Source organism: Burkholderia sp. WTPI3 (assembly GCF_021483755.1).
Taxonomy (GTDB): domain Bacteria; phylum Pseudomonadota; class Gammaproteobacteria; order Burkholderiales; family Burkholderiaceae; genus Burkholderia.
On record NZ_JAGIXF010000011.1, the window covers coordinates 56,260 to 73,584 of the forward strand.

At 68.2% G+C, this 17,325-nt stretch carries 14 protein-coding genes and 1 pseudogene; 8 read left to right on the forward strand and 7 right to left on the reverse strand.

The window, feature by feature from the left end; all coding sequences use genetic code 11:
- Nucleotides 1-46: 46 nt before the first annotated feature.
- The gene (locus J7024_RS08525) at nt 47-538 is read left to right on the forward strand and encodes an Lrp/AsnC family transcriptional regulator (protein ID WP_175751957.1); all 492 of its coding nucleotides are present in this window, start codon (nt 47-49) and stop codon (nt 536-538) included.
- Nucleotides 539-555: 17 nt separating this feature from the next.
- On the opposite strand, the gene panB is transcribed toward J7024_RS08525, so the two are convergent.
- Complete coding sequence (gene panB / locus J7024_RS08530; RefSeq protein ID WP_124830326.1) at nt 556-1,401, reverse strand: 3-methyl-2-oxobutanoate hydroxymethyltransferase; 846 nt, start codon at nt 1,399-1,401, stop codon at nt 556-558.
- A gap of 77 nt (nt 1,402-1,478) precedes the next feature.
- Between panB and J7024_RS08535 the strand changes: the two genes are divergently transcribed.
- Nucleotides 1,479-2,297: an AraC family transcriptional regulator gene (locus tag J7024_RS08535; protein WP_124830327.1), complete on the forward strand. Its 819-nt coding sequence runs from the start codon at nt 1,479-1,481 to the stop codon at nt 2,295-2,297.
- A gap of 33 nt (nt 2,298-2,330) precedes the next feature.
- On the opposite strand, the gene J7024_RS08540 is transcribed toward J7024_RS08535, so the two are convergent.
- Both J7024_RS08540 and J7024_RS08545 read right to left on the reverse strand, forming a co-directional pair.
- Nucleotides 2,331-2,870 carry a methylated-DNA--[protein]-cysteine S-methyltransferase gene (locus J7024_RS08540; protein WP_124830328.1) on the reverse strand — a complete coding sequence of 180 codons (540 nt, stop codon included), beginning with the start codon at nt 2,868-2,870 and terminating at the stop codon, nt 2,331-2,333.
- Nucleotides 2,867-4,331, reverse strand: a pseudogene (locus J7024_RS08545) (Ada metal-binding domain-containing protein). The gene J7024_RS08540 and the pseudogene J7024_RS08545 overlap by 4 nt, the downstream one beginning before the upstream one ends.
- Nucleotides 4,332-4,683: 352 nt before the next feature.
- Between J7024_RS08545 and J7024_RS08550 the strand changes: the two are divergent.
- The gene (locus J7024_RS08550) at nt 4,684-5,976 is read left to right on the forward strand and encodes an MFS transporter (protein WP_124830330.1); all 1,293 of its coding nucleotides are present in this window, start codon (nt 4,684-4,686) and stop codon (nt 5,974-5,976) included.
- Between the two features lie 95 nt (nt 5,977-6,071).
- Here J7024_RS08550 and J7024_RS08555 read toward each other — a convergent pair whose 3' ends face one another.
- Nucleotides 6,072-7,175, reverse strand: coding sequence for a LacI family DNA-binding transcriptional regulator (locus J7024_RS08555; RefSeq protein ID WP_124830331.1), 1,104 nt, complete (start codon nt 7,173-7,175; stop codon nt 6,072-6,074).
- 87 nt (nt 7,176-7,262) lie between these two features.
- Here J7024_RS08555 and J7024_RS08560 point away from each other — a divergent pair, with 87 nt between their 5' ends.
- Nucleotides 7,263-8,099 (forward strand): NAD-dependent epimerase/dehydratase family protein, encoded by an 837-nt coding sequence (locus J7024_RS08560; RefSeq protein WP_124830332.1) that lies wholly within the window; start codon nt 7,263-7,265, stop codon nt 8,097-8,099.
- A gap of 27 nt (nt 8,100-8,126) precedes the next feature.
- Here J7024_RS08560 and J7024_RS08565 read toward each other — a convergent pair whose 3' ends face one another.
- On the reverse strand, nt 8,127-8,447 hold the full coding sequence (locus J7024_RS08565) for a DUF1330 domain-containing protein (protein WP_124830333.1): 321 nt from the start codon (nt 8,445-8,447) through the stop codon (nt 8,127-8,129).
- Nucleotides 8,448-8,737: 290 nt separating this feature from the next.
- On the opposite strand from J7024_RS08565, the gene J7024_RS08570 reads away from it, so the two are divergent.
- The 3 genes from J7024_RS08570 to J7024_RS08580 all read left to right on the forward strand — a co-directional run bounded on the left by J7024_RS08570 (nt 8,738) and on the right by J7024_RS08580 (nt 12,898).
- Nucleotides 8,738-10,465 carry a sensor histidine kinase gene (locus tag J7024_RS08570; RefSeq protein WP_124830334.1) on the forward strand — a complete coding sequence of 576 codons (1,728 nt, stop codon included), beginning with the start codon at nt 8,738-8,740 and terminating at the stop codon, nt 10,463-10,465.
- A gap of 2 nt (nt 10,466-10,467) precedes the next feature.
- The gene (locus J7024_RS08575; RefSeq protein ID WP_124830335.1) at nt 10,468-11,118 is read left to right on the forward strand and encodes a response regulator; all 651 of its coding nucleotides are present in this window, start codon (nt 10,468-10,470) and stop codon (nt 11,116-11,118) included.
- A 337-nt stretch (nt 11,119-11,455) separates the two neighbouring features.
- A complete protein-coding gene (locus J7024_RS08580; protein WP_124830336.1) occupies nt 11,456-12,898 on the forward strand; it encodes a hypothetical protein in 1,443 nt (480 codons plus the stop codon).
- A gap of 259 nt (nt 12,899-13,157) precedes the next feature.
- Here J7024_RS08580 and J7024_RS08585 read toward each other — a convergent pair whose 3' ends face one another.
- Nucleotides 13,158-13,625: a MerR family transcriptional regulator gene (locus J7024_RS08585; protein ID WP_124830337.1), complete on the reverse strand. Its 468-nt coding sequence runs from the start codon at nt 13,623-13,625 to the stop codon at nt 13,158-13,160.
- A 77-nt stretch (nt 13,626-13,702) separates the two neighbouring features.
- Here J7024_RS08585 and J7024_RS08590 point away from each other — a divergent pair, with 77 nt between their 5' ends.
- A complete protein-coding gene (locus tag J7024_RS08590) occupies nt 13,703-14,947 on the forward strand; it encodes an NADH:flavin oxidoreductase/NADH oxidase family protein (RefSeq protein ID WP_124830338.1) in 1,245 nt (414 codons plus the stop codon).
- A 233-nt stretch (nt 14,948-15,180) separates the two neighbouring features.
- Here the strand turns inward: J7024_RS08590 and J7024_RS08595 are convergent, their stop codons facing one another.
- A complete protein-coding gene (locus J7024_RS08595; protein WP_124830339.1) occupies nt 15,181-17,301 on the reverse strand; it encodes a TonB-dependent receptor in 2,121 nt (706 codons plus the stop codon).
- Between the last annotated feature and the right edge of the window lie 24 nt (nt 17,302-17,325).

Here is a 17,325-nt window from a genome sequence, read left to right on the forward strand (position 1 = left end):
ATCATGTTGAAATTAAATTTCACGTCTTGACGGGAAGGAGCCGCCGATGGCCGGCATCACGCTCGACGATCTCGACCTGCGCATTCTCGCGATCCTGCAGGACGACGCGTCGGTATCGAACCTGGAGCTGGCCGAGCGCGCCTTGTCGTCGCCGCCGACCTGCATGCGCCGCGTGCGGCGGCTGACGGAAGCGGGCGTGATCCGCCGGCAGGTCGCGGTGCTCGATCCGGTCGCGATCGGCACGGCGGTCACGGCATTGATCGAGATCAGCCTCGACCGGCAGACGGCCGAAGACTACGACGCGTTCGAAGCCTACGTCTGCGCGGAGCCGGCGGTCACGCAGTGCTATCGCGTATCGCCGGGGCCGGATTTCGTGGTGGTGGCCGATCTGGCCGACGTCGCCGAATACGACGAATTCGCGCGGCGGCTGTTCACCGGCGCATCGAACGTGCGCAACGTGCGGACGTTCTTCTCGACGCATCGCGCGAAGTTCGAGGCGAACGCACGGGTCGCGCATGCGATGCGCAAGCGCGTGTAATTGCCTCGAATCCGTTCTCACGCGGCGTCCGTCAGTTGCAGCGGCTTGCCATACCCGAAGCAATGTGCGGGCTCGGGAAACGCGGATTGCCGTACGTCCTGCGCGTACTGGCGGATCGCATCGCGCATCACCGCATTCGCGTCGGCGTAACGCTTCACGAAGCGCGGCGTGTACGCATCGAACGCGCCGACCATGTCCTCGGTCACGAGCACCTGCCCGTCGCAAGCCGGCGACGCGCCGATGCCGATCGTCGGAATCGACAGCGTTTCCGTTACGTGCCGCGCGAGCGCTTCGGCGGTGCCCTCGATGACGACGCCGAACGCGCCGGCCCGCTCGGCGGCACACGCGGCATCGAACACCTGCGCAGCCGAACGCGGATCCATCCCCTGCGCGCGGAAGCCGCCGGTCGCGTTCGCTTGCTGCGGCATGAGGCCGACATGCGCCATCACTGGAATGCCGCGATCGGTGAGGAAGCGGATCGTGTCGGCCATCTCGCTGCCACCTTCGAGCTTCACGGCCTGCGCACCGGTTTCGGCGATCAGGCGCGCGGCGGAGCGATACGCCTGCGCGGGCGATTCCTGATACGTCGAGAACGGCAGGTCGACGACGACGCACGCGTGCGCGGCGCCACGAACGACGGCCGCACCGTGTGCAATCATCATGTCGAGCGTGACGCGCAGCGTATCGGGCATCCCGTACAGCACCATGCCGACGGAGTCGCCGACGATGATCATGTCGGCCACCTCGTCGACCAGCTGCGCCATCGGCGCGGAGTAGGCGGTCAGCGATACGAGGCTGCCGATGCCTTTGGTCGAACGGATCGCGGTGATGGTCTTGCGGGTGGTGCGGGTATGAGCGCTCATGAACGGAAGCCGTGTGAAAGAGGAGCCGTCACGGTAGCATCGCACTCGTTCGTGCAATGACCTTCGGAGGACGTCTTATGTTGCTGGCGGGACAACCGGCCGACCCTTACGCGGTGCCGCCGATGGCGCGCCTGCCGAGGCCGCTGTTCGTGCGTGCGTTCGAGATTCCCGGCAACGTGAGTGTTGGCGCGCACAGTCATCCGTGGGCGCAGCTCATGTATGCGACGCGCGGCGTGCTCGAGGTGTCGACGCCGTTTGGTCAGCATCTGCTGCCGCCGCACTACGCGATGTGGATTCCGCCGGACGTCCCTCATGCGGTAACGACGCGCGATTGCGTTGCGTTCCACAGCCTGTATCTCGATGCAGCGATCGCGCGCGACGATCCCCGCGACGACTGCACGATTCTCTGCATGACACCGCTTCTGCGCGAGCTGGTGATCGCCACCGGCGAGTTGCCGGTGAACTACGACGAGACGGGGCCGGACGGTGCGCTGGTGTGCGTGATCGCGGACCGGATCGCACGCATGCGGCCGGCGCCGCTGACGGTGCCGCTGCCTCGCGATGCGCGACTGATGAAGATCGCACGCGCATTGCATGCATCGCCGGGCGATACGCGCAGTCTCGACGAATGGGGACATCAGGTCGGCGCGACGCGGCGCACGCTGTCGCGTCTGTTCCGGCAGGACACCGGGCTGTCGTTTACCGAATGGCGGCAGGCCGTGCGGCTGCTGGCAGCGTTGCCGCTGCTCGACGCGGGCGAGCCGATTGGGACGGTGGCCGCGCTACTCGGCTACGACTCGACGTCGTCGTTCATCGCGCTGTTCCAGGCGAAGTTCCGCATGACGCCTGGTGCGTATGCGAAACGCGAGGCACGGCGGCCGGTGCTGGCCGACTGACGCGCCCCGGGCGCGCCGGACGTCGGCGTTCAATCAGAATGCAAGCGACTGCTGCATCGCATGGCGCTCCCCGCGCTGAAACCCCGCCCCTTCGAGCGACAACAACGCTCGCTTCCGTTCGATCCCGCCCGCATATCCGGTCAGGCTGCCCGACGCGCCGATCACGCGATGGCACGGCACCATGATCGACACCGGATTGCGGCCGACCGCGCCCCCGACGGCGCGCGCGGCGCTCATCGGCAGCCCGACGCGTTCGGTGATGTCGCCGTACGACACGAGCTCCCCGAACGGAATCGCGAGCAGTTGCTTCCACACGCTGCGCTGAAACGCGGTGCCGCGCAGGTGAATCGGCACCGAGAAGGTCTCGCGCGTGCCGGTGAAATACTCGGCGACTTCTTCTGCGATCTTGCGTGCGAGCGGCGATGCGTTGCGTGCGTCCGCATTCGCATCCGACGCGATCGCGAGCGACGGATAGTATTTCTGGCCGACGAAAAAAAGGCCCGTCAGCGCATCGTCCTCGATGCGGATGGCGATGTCGCCCAGCGGGCTCGGAATCAGATGAGCGGGAGTCAACGCGAAGCTTCTCCATGAAGGCGCCACACATGCAGTGCGGCATACGCGCGCCATGGCGCCCAGCGCGCCGCATGCGGCGCGCTGGATGCAGATGATGCAATGCGCGGACGATCGGCGGCGCGCTGTGCAAGCCATGTATCGTCGGCGGGGAATGCGTTCGGCCAGCCCATTGCGCGCATCGCGACGTACTGCACCGCGCGTTCGTCGAAACCGGGCATCGCGCGCAACGCGGCGAGCGTCGCGTCGAGCGGCGCCATCGGTTCGAGCGCGAGCGTGCCGTCGGCGACCGCGCGTGCCAGCGACACGATAGCGCGCGCCGCATCGCGCGCGATGCCGATCGCTTCGAAGGCTGTCGGCGGCGCGCAAGCGAGCGTCGCGGCGCAGGGCAGGGTATGCGTAAGCCCGGGCGACGCGTGGTCCACCGGCGAGCCGAAGCGTTCGGCAACGCGCGCGAGTAGCGGCGGCGTGCGTGCCAGCTGCTCGCCCGCGATCGCGCGGATCGCAATCTCGAGCCCGTCGAATGCACCGGGCACGCGCAGGCCGGGCGAGCCGTGCGAGTTCGCCGAGGTGCGCGTCGATCACGTCGGGCCGGCTGTGGTCGAACAGCCGCCGCACGCGCGCGAGCACGGCCGGCACGACGGGCGTCAGCGCGGGCGATACGGTGACGGCGAGCGCGAACCGCTGCGGCACGTGCGTCACGGACAACCAGCCGGCGACATCGCCGCCGCCATGTCAATTCGGCAGCGCGACGACGCGCATAACCGTTCGCGTCGATCCGCTCGACGCCGTCGATCTGCCGCTGCGCGAAGCTGCATCAGCTCGGCCCACGCGAACGGCGGCCGGTACGGCAGCAGGAACGTCATGTCGCCGCCGGCCGCTGCGCTGGCGCCCTTGCGCAGGCGCAGCGGATTGAGGCCGTAGCGTTGCCGGAACAAGTCGTTGAAGCGCCGCACGCTGCCGAATCCGGCGGTCGAGGCGACGACGGCCACCGGCAGCACGGTGTCGGTCAGGAAGGCGCTTGGCCATCAGCAGCCGGTGCGTCTGCGCGAATTCGACCGGCGACACGCCGAACTGCGCGGCGAAGATCCGGCGCAGATGGCGCTCGGTCACGCCGACCCGCCGCGCGAGCGCATCGACCGCATGCTCGTTCAGAAAACCGTCCTCGATCAGCGCGGCGGCCGCATCGGCGAGATTGCCGGACAGGTCGAGCAGCCCGTGACCGGGCGCGAGCTCGGGCCGGCAGCGCATGCACGGCCGGAAGCCGGCCTTCTCGGCCGCCGCGGCGGTCGGATAGTAACTGCAGTTCTGCGCCTTCGGCGGCTTCACCGGGCAAACGGGGCGGCAATACACGCCCGTCGTCGACACGCCGACGAAGAACCAGCCGTCGAAGCGGCGGTTCCGCGAGAGCAGGGCGTCGTAGCAGATGTCGGGATCGAGGCGCATGCGGCGACTGTAAACCATCCGCGCCGCCGATTCTGGCTGGAATCGGACATGTGTATCGGCTGGCGCTTCCGCGTCATGGCCTCGTTCGCACCCCGTTTCCGCGCAGGAAAATCGCGGAAAAACGATTAATGCCAATCTGCGAAACAGTCGTCTCTTTTTGCGCGGCCCGATTTGAGATGACTCATCGAAATCCCCGACTGACATGCCACCAGCGCCCGTCCTATGCTTTGAAAAACGTTTTCCAGACATCGACAGGCGACCGGCCGTGCCACGAACGTGGCACACCGCCGCCCGCCCCGGCGCCCGTCGCCGGTCACGGACACGCATCATCCAGCGGCGCGACGGGCGCGGCCGCGCATCGGAGACACTCATGCAATCTGCCGTCGTCGGCGCCGTGCGCGCCGCGGCCAGCCGCTACCGCTGGACCGTCTGCGCGCTGCTGTTCTTCGCGACCGTCATCAACTACATGGATCGGCAGATCCTCGGCCTGCTCGCGCCGATGCTCCAGCACGACATCGGCTGGAGCCAGGTGCAGTACGGCCGCATCGTGATGGCGTTTTCCGCGTTCTACGCGATCGGGCTGCTCGGCTTCGGCCGCATCGTCGACTGGCTCGGTACGCGCATCTCGTACGCGGTCGCGATGCTGGTGTGGAGTATTGCCGCGGTGCTGCACGCGGCGGTCGGCTCGGTGATGGGCTTCGCCGCGGTGCGCGCGCTGCTCGGGATCGGCGAGGGCGGCAACTTCCCGGCCGCGATCAAGACGACGGCCGAATGGTTTCCGCGCCGCGAACGCGCGCTGGCAACCGGCATCTTCAACTCGGGCGCGAACATCGGCGCGGTGTTCGCGCCGGCGATCATCCCGGCGATCGCGGTGGCCTACGGCTGGCGCGCGGCGTTCGTGATCATCGGCGCGATCGGCATCGTGTGGCTCGCGGTGTGGCTGGTGATGTACCGCCCGGCCGACACGCGTGCGCTCGCCGCCGAATACGACGAGCCGCGCGACGAAGCCGAAGCGCTCGACGCGGCAAACGCGGATGCCGGCGCGCCGCGCTGGAGCGAACTGATCCGCAAGCGCGAGACGTGGGCGTTCCTGATCGGCAAGTTCCTGACCGATCCGGTGTGGTGGTTCTACCTGTTCTGGCTGCCGAAGTGGCTCAACGAGTCGCGCGGGATGGACATGCAGCATATCGGCCTGCCGCTCGTGTGCATCTATGCGCTGACGACGGTGGGCAGCATCGGCGGCGGCTGGCTGTCGTCGGTGCTGCTGCGCGCGGGCTGGAGCGTGAACGGCGCGCGCAAGACGGCGATGCTGATCTGCGCGTGCTGCGTGCTGCCGATCGCGTTCGTGTCGCAGGTGCAGAGCCTGTGGATCGCGGTGCTGATTGTCGGCCTCGCCGCGGCCGCGCACCAGGGCTGGTCGGCGAACCTGTTCACGACCGCGTCCGACCTGTTTCCGCGCCGCGCGGTCGCGTCGGTGGTCGGCATCGGCGGGATGGCCGGTTCGATCGGCGGCGTGCTGTTCTCGGAAGTGATCGGCCAGGTGCTGCAACGCACGGGCCACTACTGGGTGCTGTTCGCGATCGGCGCGCTGGCCTACCTGCTCGCGCTGGCCGTCATGCACGTGCTCACGCCGAAGATGAAGCCTGCGAAGCTCGACGCGTAATCGCGGCGGGCGGGCAAATGAACGCGCCGCCTCGCGGGCGGCGCGTTTGCTCTGAAGCGAAGCAAGGGCGCGGTGCGATGCGAGCGTGATGCGCTTCAACCGGCCTCGGCCGTCGATGCGCGCACGATGAGCCGCGGCTCGAACGTCGAATAGCTCGCGTCGGTGCGGCCGGCGAGCGCGTCGATCAGCTTCTGCATCGCGAGCTCGCCCATGTTCTCGCTCTGGATGTCGATGGTGGTCAGCGCGGGCGCGGCGTACTGGCCGTACGGCACGTTGTCGATGCCGGCCACCGACACGTCCTGCGGCAGCCGGAACCCGAGCGATGCGGCTTCCTTCATGAAGCCGAGCGCGATCAGGTCGTTGTAGCAGATCACGGCCTGCGGGCGCTGCGGCCCGAGCATCACGCGCGAGCACGCGCGCTCGCCGGCTTCGGCGGTCGGCGCATGCGCGTCGTGCACGTCGAGCGTGAGCCCCGCTTCGGCGAGACAGTCGCGCGCGCCCTGGATCCGTTCGTCGTTCGGGCGGGCCTGCCCGAAGCCGAGGTACGCGATGCGCGTGTGGCCGAGATTGAGCAGGTGGCGCGCGAGCATGTAGGTGGCGAGCCGGTTGTCGATGCCGACGCTCGGAATCGGCAGGCCGGGGCTGCGCCGCAGCAGCACGAGCGGCTTGTGAAGATCGAGCATCCAGCCGGCTTCCTCGTCGGGCATCCGCGTGCTGACGATCAGCCCGTCGACGCGCTGCGCGAGCGCCTCGATCAGCGAGCGTTCGCGCGCCTGGCTCTCTTCGGTGTCGACGAGCAGCAGCGTGTAGTCGTGCTGGAGCGCGACGCGGTTCGCGCCTTTGACGACGTTCGTGAAGTACGGGTTGCTGATGTCGAGGATCACGACGCCGATGGTGCGGGTGCGCCCGGTAATCATCGAGCGCGCGAGCGGGTTCGAACGGTAGCCTAGCCGCTCGATCGCTTCCTTGAGCCGCGCTTCGACGTTCGGCGAAAAGCGCTGCGTGCCGTTCACGTACTTGGACACCGTCGCGACTGACACGCCGGCTTCCGCGGCCACGTCGCGGATCGTCGGGGAAACTTTTTTCATCGGAAGGGTAACGTTTTCGTTGGCTTGCCCCGGATTGTGGCAGAAAAAGCCGGCGCCCGGCCGCCGGGCCATATCGGGAAAGTGCGGATAGCCGGGAGCGTGTTCGACCATTGACGTTCGGCTTTTTGGCCGCGTATAGTTGGAAAACGTTTTCCGATTTTCGGTACACCCCAGGACAGATTCAAGGAGACACATTCGATGAACGCCTCATCCACCGGTGCGCGCAAGCCGTTCGGGCGCCTGCTGCTGACCGGCGCGGCCGGCAATCTCGGCCGCCAGGTGCGCGGCGCGCTGGCGAACTGGGCCGACGTCGTGCGCGTGAGCGACATCGCGGCGCTGGACGACGCGGCCCCGCACGAAGAAACCCGGGTCGTCGACCTGGCCGACCGCCCGGCGGTGATGGATCTGGTCGCCGGCGTCGACGCGATCGTCCACCTCGGCGGCATTTCGATCGACGCGCCGTTCGACGATCTCGTCGATGCGAACATCACCGGCACGTACAACCTGTACGAAGCCGCGCGCAAGCACGGTGTGAAGCGGGTCGTGTTCGCGAGCTCGAACCATGCAATCGGTTTCCATCCGGTCACGGAAGTGCTCGACGCCGATTCGCCGCTGCGTCCGGACAGCCTGTACGGCGTGACGAAATGCTTCGGCGAGTCGCTGTCGCGGTACTACTTCGACCGCTTCGGCATCGAGACGGTATGCCTGCGGATCGGCTCGTCGTTCGAGGTGCCGAAGAACCCGCGCATGCTCGTGACGTACCTCAGCTACCGCGACTTCATCGAACTCGTGCGCTGCTCGCTGCTGACGAACCGCGTCGGCCACGCGATCGTCTACGGCGTGTCGGACAACCCGGTGAAGTGGTGGGACAACACGAAGGCCGGCTTCCTCGGTTTCCGGCCGCAGGACAGCTCCGAGCAGTTCGCCGGGCTGTTCCCGGTAACCGCCCCGACCGCCGAGTACGACGACGCCACGCAGCGGTATCAGGGCGGCGGGTTCGTCGTCGGCGAGCCGATGGAGCGCAAGGCGACGTAATCGCGGCAGCACCCGATGCGGCGTGGCTCAGCGCAGGATGTCCGTTGCCTTGTGCCGCTCGTCCACGCCGTCGATCAGGATCAACGGGCCGCTCGCGTGTCGCGCACGCAGCGGCTGAATCTGCCGGTACGCCTCCGATTCGTACCATGCGCGCGCCGTGTCGAGATCGGGGAACGCGATCGCGATCAGGTCGCCGCGCCATTCCCCTTCGCGCACCTCCGGCCGCGCGCCGTGAATGACGAAATGGCCGTCGAACGGCGCGAGCGTGCCGTCGATGCGCTGGAGGTATGCGACGATGTCGTCGCACATCCGGACGTCGTGCAGGTGGGCGATGGCGTAGGCGGTCATGGCGGGCTCCGTGGTGTCGATCCGACGGGTTGATCGGTCAAGCCATGATCGGCGCGCTTGCTGCGCGCGTCGATTACCTGCGACGTAAGCGAATCCCCCCGGGCCTCGCGCCATCCCGCGCGCACGGCGCAGCTTGCCAGCCGGCCGCGCGTCGGTAAGAATGCGGCCAGACCACACGCGACCGGGCGACGAAGCCGCATGCCGACGGCGCCAGCCGATACGCGTGAACGCAATCGAACGAACACGGCGGCCGCTCCAGGCGTTCGCCCGAAACCAACACGCTATCCGCCATGATCCGGCGCGCTTCCCGCCATCCGCTCGCGATCGCCGCGATCGTCCTGACGCTGCTGCTCGGCGTCACGCATCTGGTCGTCGTCGAGCTCGACGCGCGCACCCGGGCCGCGGCCGACCTGAAGTTCGGCGAATTCGTCACCGACACGAGCAACAAGATCCAGGTTCAACTGCTGCGCTACGTGGACGTGCTGTCCGGCGTGCGCGGGCTGTGGTCGGTCGTCGGCGAACCGACGCAGCGGCAGTTCCGCGATTACGTCGCGTCGCTGCACGTGGCGCGGCGTTTTCCCGCGCTCGAAACGATCAACTACTGCGACTACATTGCGACCGCGGATACGCAGGCATACGAGCAGGCGATGCGCTTGCGGTTGCACAAGGCCGATTTCACGGTGTTTCCGGCTGCTACGCCGCACGCGTACCGGATGGTGCTGCGCTACAACGTGCCTTTCAACGCGATCTACGTCGGGCGCGACATTGCCGCGAACTTTGGCTGGAACGTTGGAAAAGACACGAACCGGATGGGGGAGCCCTATACGTCCGGCGTCGGTGTCGCGCAGCTCGACGGGCACGTCGGCCCCGGCCTCGGCATCCGCCTCACGGTGTATCGCGGCGGCGAAGTTCCGCCGCCCGCCGAGCGCGAGTCGCGCGCGATGGGATCGGCGGGCATCTTCGTCGACGTGCGTTCGCTGATTCGCGAGGCCATGCCCGACGACGACTGGCGGTTCGTGTCGCTGCGGCTGCATACGGTCGCGAAGCCCGGCGAATTCGCCGACGTGCAGCGCCGCGTGCTGTTCGCGTACGACAACGACGCGCTGGCCGGCGCGGCGACGATGGCCGAACGCCGGACCTTCACCGTCGCCGGCCGGCAGTTCGTGCTCGACATCGCGGTGCCGGCCGACCACTTCCAGGACGCGATCGGCCGCCATATCCGCGCGATCGGCTATGCGCTCGGCGGCGCGATCAGCCTCGCGGCGGCCTGCATCATCTATCTGCTGCTGGCCGCGCAGCGCCGGCTCGCCGACACCGTCACGCAGCAGTCGGCATCGCTCGCGAGCACGCGGCACCAGGTGTCGACGCTGCTCGATGCGCAGTTGCACGCCGAGCGCGAGCTTACGCGGCAAGGCGAGCGCGAGCGCCAGCAGATTGGTCGCGAGCTGCACGACGATCTCGGCCAGAAGCTGACCGGTGCGTCGCTGATGCTGAGCACGCTCGCGCAGTCGCCCCGCGACGCGGCGGACGATCATCGGCAGGTGATCGACAGGATTTCGGCGATCGTCGAGGATGGCATCCAGACGATCCGCACGCTGTCGCGCGGGCTGTCGCCGTTCGACGGTTCGCCGCACGATCTCGCGGCCGCGCTGCGCGAGCTGTGCGGCGACGTCGACCGGCTCGTCGCCGACGGTTGCCTCCTGAGCGTCGAGTACGATACCGAGCTGCTGTCGCCGGATACGTCGCTGCACCTGTACCGGATCGTGCAGGAGTCGGTGTCGAATGCGCTGCGGCACGGGCACGCCACGCGGATCGACGTCGTGTTGCGCGACATCGACGGCCGCGTCGCGCTGGCGATTCGCGACAACGGCACGGGCTTCGCGGCGGGCATCGATCCGGCCGCGCAGCCGGCGTCGCGTCTCGGGCTGCGCAGCATCCGCTCGCGCGCCCAGCTGCTCGGCCTGCACGCACGCTTCCTGACCAACGAAACCGGCGGCACGACCGTCGAAGTGGACTGACCATGAACCCGACCATCGTGCTCGTCGACGATCACCCGATCGTTCGTGAAGGGCTCGCGACACTGCTGCATGCGGTGCCCGGCTACCGGGTCGTCGCGCAGGCCGGCAACGCGCATGACGGCCTCGACGCCGTGCGCGCGCACCGGCCCGCCATCGCGGTCGTCGACCTGATGCTCGGCGACACGCTCGCGCTGCGGCTCATCGAGGAAATCGCGCAGAGCTGCCCCGACACGGCCGTCGTGTGCATCTCGATGCATTCGGACGTGGCGTATGCGGAGCCGGCCGCGCTGGCCGGCGCGCTAGGCTACGTGAACAAGGCGAACGTGAGCCGCACGATCCTCGACGCGATCGACTCGGTGTTGCGCGGCGTACCGTATTTCCCGCCGGCAGTGCAGCAGAACCTGCTGCGCCGCGCGCGCGGTCAGGCGGCGAAACCGACGACGCCGCTCGCCGCATTGTCGCCGCGCGAGATCGAGATCCTGCGGATGATCGGCGAAGGGCTGACGAAGCAGCAGATCGCCGAGCGGATCGGCCGCAGCGCGAACACGGTCGAAGCGCACCGCACCAACATCAAGCGCAAGCTCGGCCTCGACAACAACGCCGAGCTGATCCGTTTTTCCGCCCTGAACCTGTTGTCGGCACCCGGGCGATAAACCGTGAAGCGAGTGCCCCTCGCTCACCGGTTGAGGCCCGCGCCGATCCGTCGAGCGATTGTCCGGCCCGTGCGCCGGCCCTACGATCCCGATCAATACGACAACAACGCCGCGGGGTCTCCATGCCATTCCGATTCTTGCCCGACCGGCCCGGCAGCGCCGGCCCGTCGGATCCACGCGGCCTGACTCGCTGAACGACCATCGCGCGAACGGCAAGTGCCTGCCGTCGCGCGCGCAGTTGTTCGTGAAGCGCATCCCGGCGCCGGTGTCGCGACCCGATGCGGCGCCGCGCGGCCATTCGTCGTTCGCGACTTTCGAACCACAAGAGAGAGACCATATGAAACAACAGACCCTGGCTGGCCTGCTTGCCGGCGCGACCGTGCTCGGCGCGCTGTCCGGATGCGGCGGCGGTGGCGACGGCGCTTCGTCGTCGAACAACGGCAGCAGCAACAGCGGCAACGTGACGACGTCGTTGAGCGGCACGGTCGCGACCGGCGCACCGCTCGGCAACGTGACCATCACGGCCTACGAGGCGAACGGCAACCAGTGCGGCTCCGCCGTCAGCGCGGCCGACGGCACGTACGTGATGAAGAACATCCATTGCGCGTCGCCGTTCCTGATCGAGGCGCAGACGGCCGACGGGCTGCTGGTGTCGCCGTACGTCGGTTCGGGCATCGTGTCGAACATGAACCTCACGCCGATCACGACCGGTATCTTCTTCGGCACGATCGCGAAGAGCGGCATCACGCGCACGCTGACCGATTCGCTGCAGACGCTCGACGCGGCGACGCTCCAGGGCTACTACGTGAACGTCACCGCCGATCTGCAGACGATGTTCCCGCCGTCCGCGTACGGGGTCGACTGGTCGAGCATCGATCCGGTGACCACGCCGTTCCAGGCGAATCACCAGCTCGTCGACGCGGTGCTCGACCATCTCGGGCTGATTCGTCCGACGGCCGACAACCCGTCCGTCACGTACGTGAACACCGCCACCAACCAGCAGTTCTCGACGACCGCGTCCGACAACGGCGGCGCGGCGACGGTCGGCAGCGTGACGACGCAGACGCCGCTCGCGTCGTCGGTTGCGCCGGCGAACACGACGGTCAACTATCTCGACTTCAACTACCGGCAGCCGCTGGCATCGACGACCAGCCTGACCGGCTCGATTCTCGATGCGGGTGCGTCGGGCAACGGCATCGCCGGCACGGTGTCGTTCGGCAGCCCGCAGGTGTCGTCGCCGTTCACGAGCGTCGACGGCAACTACACGTGGGGCGCGAAGATCGCGGCCGGCAACGGCTTCGACTCGAACGCGAGCGACTTCAACCTGCCGGCCGCCGCGATGGTGTGCCAGTCGCTGTCGGGCGGCACGGGCCCGTCGAGCCTGAAGTCGACCGATGTGCTGGTGCCGGCGAACGCGGTTCCGGTGACGCAGGCGTCCGATCTCGTCGGCGTGTCGTTCACGCGTTACTACGAGGACTGCCTGCAGGGCGGCACGAGCCCCGCGACGACGACCGGCAACTATCTGTCGTTCGACGGGCAGGGCGGCGCGACCTTCGTCGTCGCGAACGGCGGCTCGGCGTCGCAGACGATCACGGTGCCCGCCGCGCAGGTGACGGGCGCGCTCACGGGCACGCCGCTCGTGTCGCTCGGCGGCCAGCCGGGCAGCACCGTGCTGTCGGCGTATCGCTATCAGACCGCGTACGGGCTCACGCGCTACGTGCTGGTCGAGCGCGGCAGCGCGGATGCGTCGTCGGGGTACGTCGGCATCTGGCTGCAGTAACCGGCTGCATCGAACGGCGCGGTGCGGGGGCTGTACCGCGCCGGCCGTCGATGCGTCGGCGGCGGGCGTGGGCGGCTTCGCTGCACGTGCCCGCGCGATCCGGACGAGGTCGGCGCGCGAGCGCCATCGTCCGGATTTTTTATCGTGCATGCCGGCAATGCGTTGCCGATGCGGCATGCGTGCGACTCTGCGCATCACCCGATCATGCGTCGACAGCACGGCGGACAGATCGCGGTTGCCGGTGCCGGTGCCGGTGCACTTACGCGCGCTTTCGTAGCAGCCGTGGCGGCGATGCCGGCACGGGCGCGGGCTCCGGCTCCGCCGCCTCCTTGCACAGCTTGTCGAGCATGCGCTGTGCGGCGGCCGCGCAATCCTCGCCCGCCGGCTTGTTCGCGATCTCGTCGATCAGCGCCTGCAGGTTGCGCCGGTTCTGCGCGAGACGCTGCTCGAGCAGCGCGATTTCATCGACCTTGTGCCGCAGCGCGTGCAGCAGCTCGTCGTGCGGCCATGCGCCGAGATCGGGCGGCAGCAGCGCCCGGATCTCGTCGAGCGCGAAGCCCGCGCGTTGCGCGCGGTCGATGATCGCGAGCCGCGTCAGCGCATCCGACCCGTATTCCCGATAGCCATTCGCCTGCCGGCGTGCCGGTTCGAGCAGGCCGCTCGCTTCGTAGAAGCGGATGCGCGACGCCGCGAGGCCGCTGGCCCGTGCCAGTTCACCGATTTTCATGTTGGGCTCCAAAGAGGCTTGACCTTGAAGCTGACTTTAAAGTTATGGTTGGGCATCGTCAATCGAGGAGATCCACCTTGAACCTGTTTGCGCCCCTGACACTGCCCAATGGCGCGGTGATTCCGAACCGGCTCGCCAAGGCCGCGATGGAAGAGAACATGGCCGATACGGATCACGCGCCGTCGGACGCGTTGCTGCGCCTGTACCAGGCGTGGGCCGACGGCCGGGTCGGCCTGATCCTGACCGGCAACGTGATGGTGGACGGTCGCGCGATGACCGGCCCGAACGGCGTCGTGCTCGACAGTGACGCGCACCTCGACCGCTTCCGGCGATGGGCACAGGTGTCGCGCTCCGGCGGCGCGCAGGTGTGGATGCAGATCAACCATCCGGGGCGCCAGATGCAGGCGGCGCTCGGCCAGACGACGCTCGCGCCGTCGGCCGTGCCGCTCGCGCTGGGCGCGCTGTCGAAGCAGTTCCCGGTGCCGAAGGAAATGACGGAGGCCGACATCGCCGACGTGCAGCGGCGCTTCGTGCGCGCCGCGCAGCTCGCCGAGCAAAGCGGCTTCACCGGCGTGCAGATCCACGCGGCGCACGGCTACCTGCTGAGCCAGTTCCTGTCGCCGCTGACCAACCGCCGGCAGGACGCGTGGGGCGGCAGCATCGAGCATCGCGCGCGGCTGCTGCTCGACATCGTGCGGGAGGTGCGTGCGACGGTGTCGCCGGCGTTCGCCGTGGCGGTGAAGCTGAATTCGGCCGATTTCCAGCGCGGCGGTTTCAGTGCGGACGATGCCAGGCGTGTGGTCGAACTGCTGAATCCGCTCGGCGTCGATCTCGTCGAACTGTCGGGCGGGAGCTACGAAGTGCCGGCGATGCAGGGCGAGGCGCGCGACGGGCGCACGCTGGCCCGCGAAGCGTATTTTCTCGAGTTCGCGCGGGACATCACGGCCGTCGCACGCATGCCGCTGATGGTCACCGGCGGCATTCGCCGCCGCGCGGTGGCCGAAAAGGTTGTCGACAGCGGCGTGGCGATGGTCGGCATCGCGACCGCGCTGTCGATCGAGCCGAACCTGCCGCGCGACTGGCAGGCCGGCAAGGACAGCGCGCCGGTGCTGCAGCCGATCCGCTGGAAGAACAAGGCGCTGGGCGCGCTGGCCAACATGGCGGTGGTCAAGTTCCAGCTCGCGCGGTTGAGCGTCGGGCGACGCACGCATCCGGACGTGTCGCCGCTGCGCGCGCTGGTGTCGCAGCAGCTTGCCGCGCAGTGCCAGACGCGGCGCTACCGGAAGTGGATGGCACGCCGCGCGGCCGCCCCGCGCGCGTGACGCGCATGCGTGTCCGGCCGCATTATCGGGCCGGATGACGGATGGCCCGGGCCGCCGTGTGCCGGGTCGATTCTTTCGGATTGCCGTGTGATGCGCCGCGCTGCCGGCCGCCGCTGCCGGCCTGTCCCATGCCGCTTTCGCGCACGCACACGCCGTGGTCGGCGACCGCGTCTTTCCGGCGACGATGGCCGTCGACGGGCCGCCATACCAAGGCGCCGCCGCGCCGCGCGGCGTCAGAACCGGTAGTTCGCGAGCACTTCGAACCGGCGGTCGTTGCCGATCAGATACTGCGTCTCGTTGTAGTACGCGGACTGCACGTAGCGCCGGTTGAACACGTTGTAGGCGCGCGCGGTGATCGTCGTGTCCTTGCGCGGCTTCCACGCGAGCCCGAGGTCGACGTTCGTGTACGACGGCATCACGAGCGTGTTGGCCGTGTCGGCAAAGCGCTTGCCGACATACTTGATGCCGGCGATGCCGGTCCAGTCCGGCGCGAAGCGCCAGCTCACCCACAGGTTCGCGAGCCGCTGCGGCACCGACACCGGCACGTTGCCCGCACGCGAGACCGTCGTGCCGCCGGACGCCTGCTGGAAGTCGTCGTATTTCGCGCGCAGGATCGACACGTTCGCGTCGACGCGCCAGTCTCTCGCGATCTCCGCGCCGACCGTCGCTTCCAGCCCGCGCGACGATTGCCGGCCGACCTGGATCGACTGGTTCGGGTTGAGCGGATCGGCCGTCAGGAGGTTGTCCTTCACGATCCGGTATGCGGCCAGCGTCCATTCGGCCTTGCCGTCGAGGAGCGACTGCTTCACGCCGATCTCGATCTGCCGGCCGGTCGCGAGCGTGAAATTCGCCTTCGACGCATTCAGCGACAGCAGCGAGGTGATCGGATCGGCCGCGACCGAATACTGCCCGTACACGGCGAGACCGGGGCGCACGTCGTACACGGTGCCAAGGCGCCAGCCCGTGTTCGCGAACACTTTCGTGAACGCACCGCCGTTCACGAGATCGTCGCGGTTCACGCTTGCATGGTCGTAGCGCAACCCGCCGATCACCGACCAGCGCGGCGTGATTTCGAGCCGGTTCTCCGCGAACAGCGCGTACTGGTTCGCCTGGCTGCGGTACTTCGGATACGTGCCGGCCACGTTGACGAAGCTGCCCGGATCGAAGCTGAACGGATCGACCGTCGACGTGCCCGAATACGGCGAATTGTTGTCGTGCTGGAATGTCGTGTGGTTGAACTCCGCGCCCGCCGAGAACGTGTTGCGCATCCCGAGCAGCATGCCGGTCGCGGTGGCCGTCGTCACGTTGCCGTACTGCTGCTGGTCGTGGAAAATTTCCGTGTAGCTGCTGCGCCGGACCTGCGCGCTCGACGGCAGGTACGTGTAGTACTCGGCATCCTTCCAGTGGCGATTGCTCTGCATCCGGTACAGCGTGCTCGTCACGTTCAGGCCGTCGCTCGGCTGCCAGTTAGCCGACACCGTCGCCCAGCTGTCGCGGAACGCGATGTCGCTGTCGCCGACGTTGTAGTTCTTCCTGTCGAGCGCGCGATCGCGCGCGCCGTTCACGAGCGGTACGCCGAAATATTGCATCGGATGCTGGAAGCCTTGCGCGTACGACGCCGTCACGTACAGGTCCGGCGTCACGTCGTAGCGCAGCGCACCCGAGATCGACAGGTTGCGCGAATCGCCGCGATCGACCCAGTTCGCCGAGCGGTTGCCGCTGATGTCGAAGCGGTACGACAGCGCGTCGTTGATCGCGCCACCGCTGCCGAACGCGACGCGCGCCGTGCGTTCGGTGCCGCCGCCGACCTGCAGTTCGTTGCGGATCGGTGTGCGGGTCGGCTTCTTCGGGACGATGTTCACGACGCCGCCGATCGCGCCTTCGCCGTAGATCACCGAAGCGGGGCCGCGCAGCACGTCGATGTGGTCGACCGACCACGTGTCGAACGGAAAGGTGATGCCGATGGCGCCATACGGGCGTACGCCGTCGTAGAGCTGCGTGACCGACGACGCGCCGACGAAGCCGCGCGCGCTCAGCTCCGAGTCGCCGTTGCCGGGATGCGGCGATGCGCTGATGCCGGCGGCGCGGCTCACCGCATCGACGATCGAACTGTCGCCGCGCGTGTCGAGCGTCGCGCGGTCGATCCGTTCGACGCTCGCGGGCGTTTCGAGCGGCGTCAGGTCGAGGCGGCTGCCGATATCGAGCGGCTGCCGCAGCGGCGCGACTTTGCGTGCATCGACGCGGATCGGCTCGAGCATCGTACCGGCACCGTCGCCGCCGCCGCTTTCCTGTGCCTGCCCGAGCGGTGCAAAGGCCGCGAGCGCGGCGGCGGGCAGCATCAATCTGAACTTCATGTTTCGGGTTCCTTGAAGGGGGCG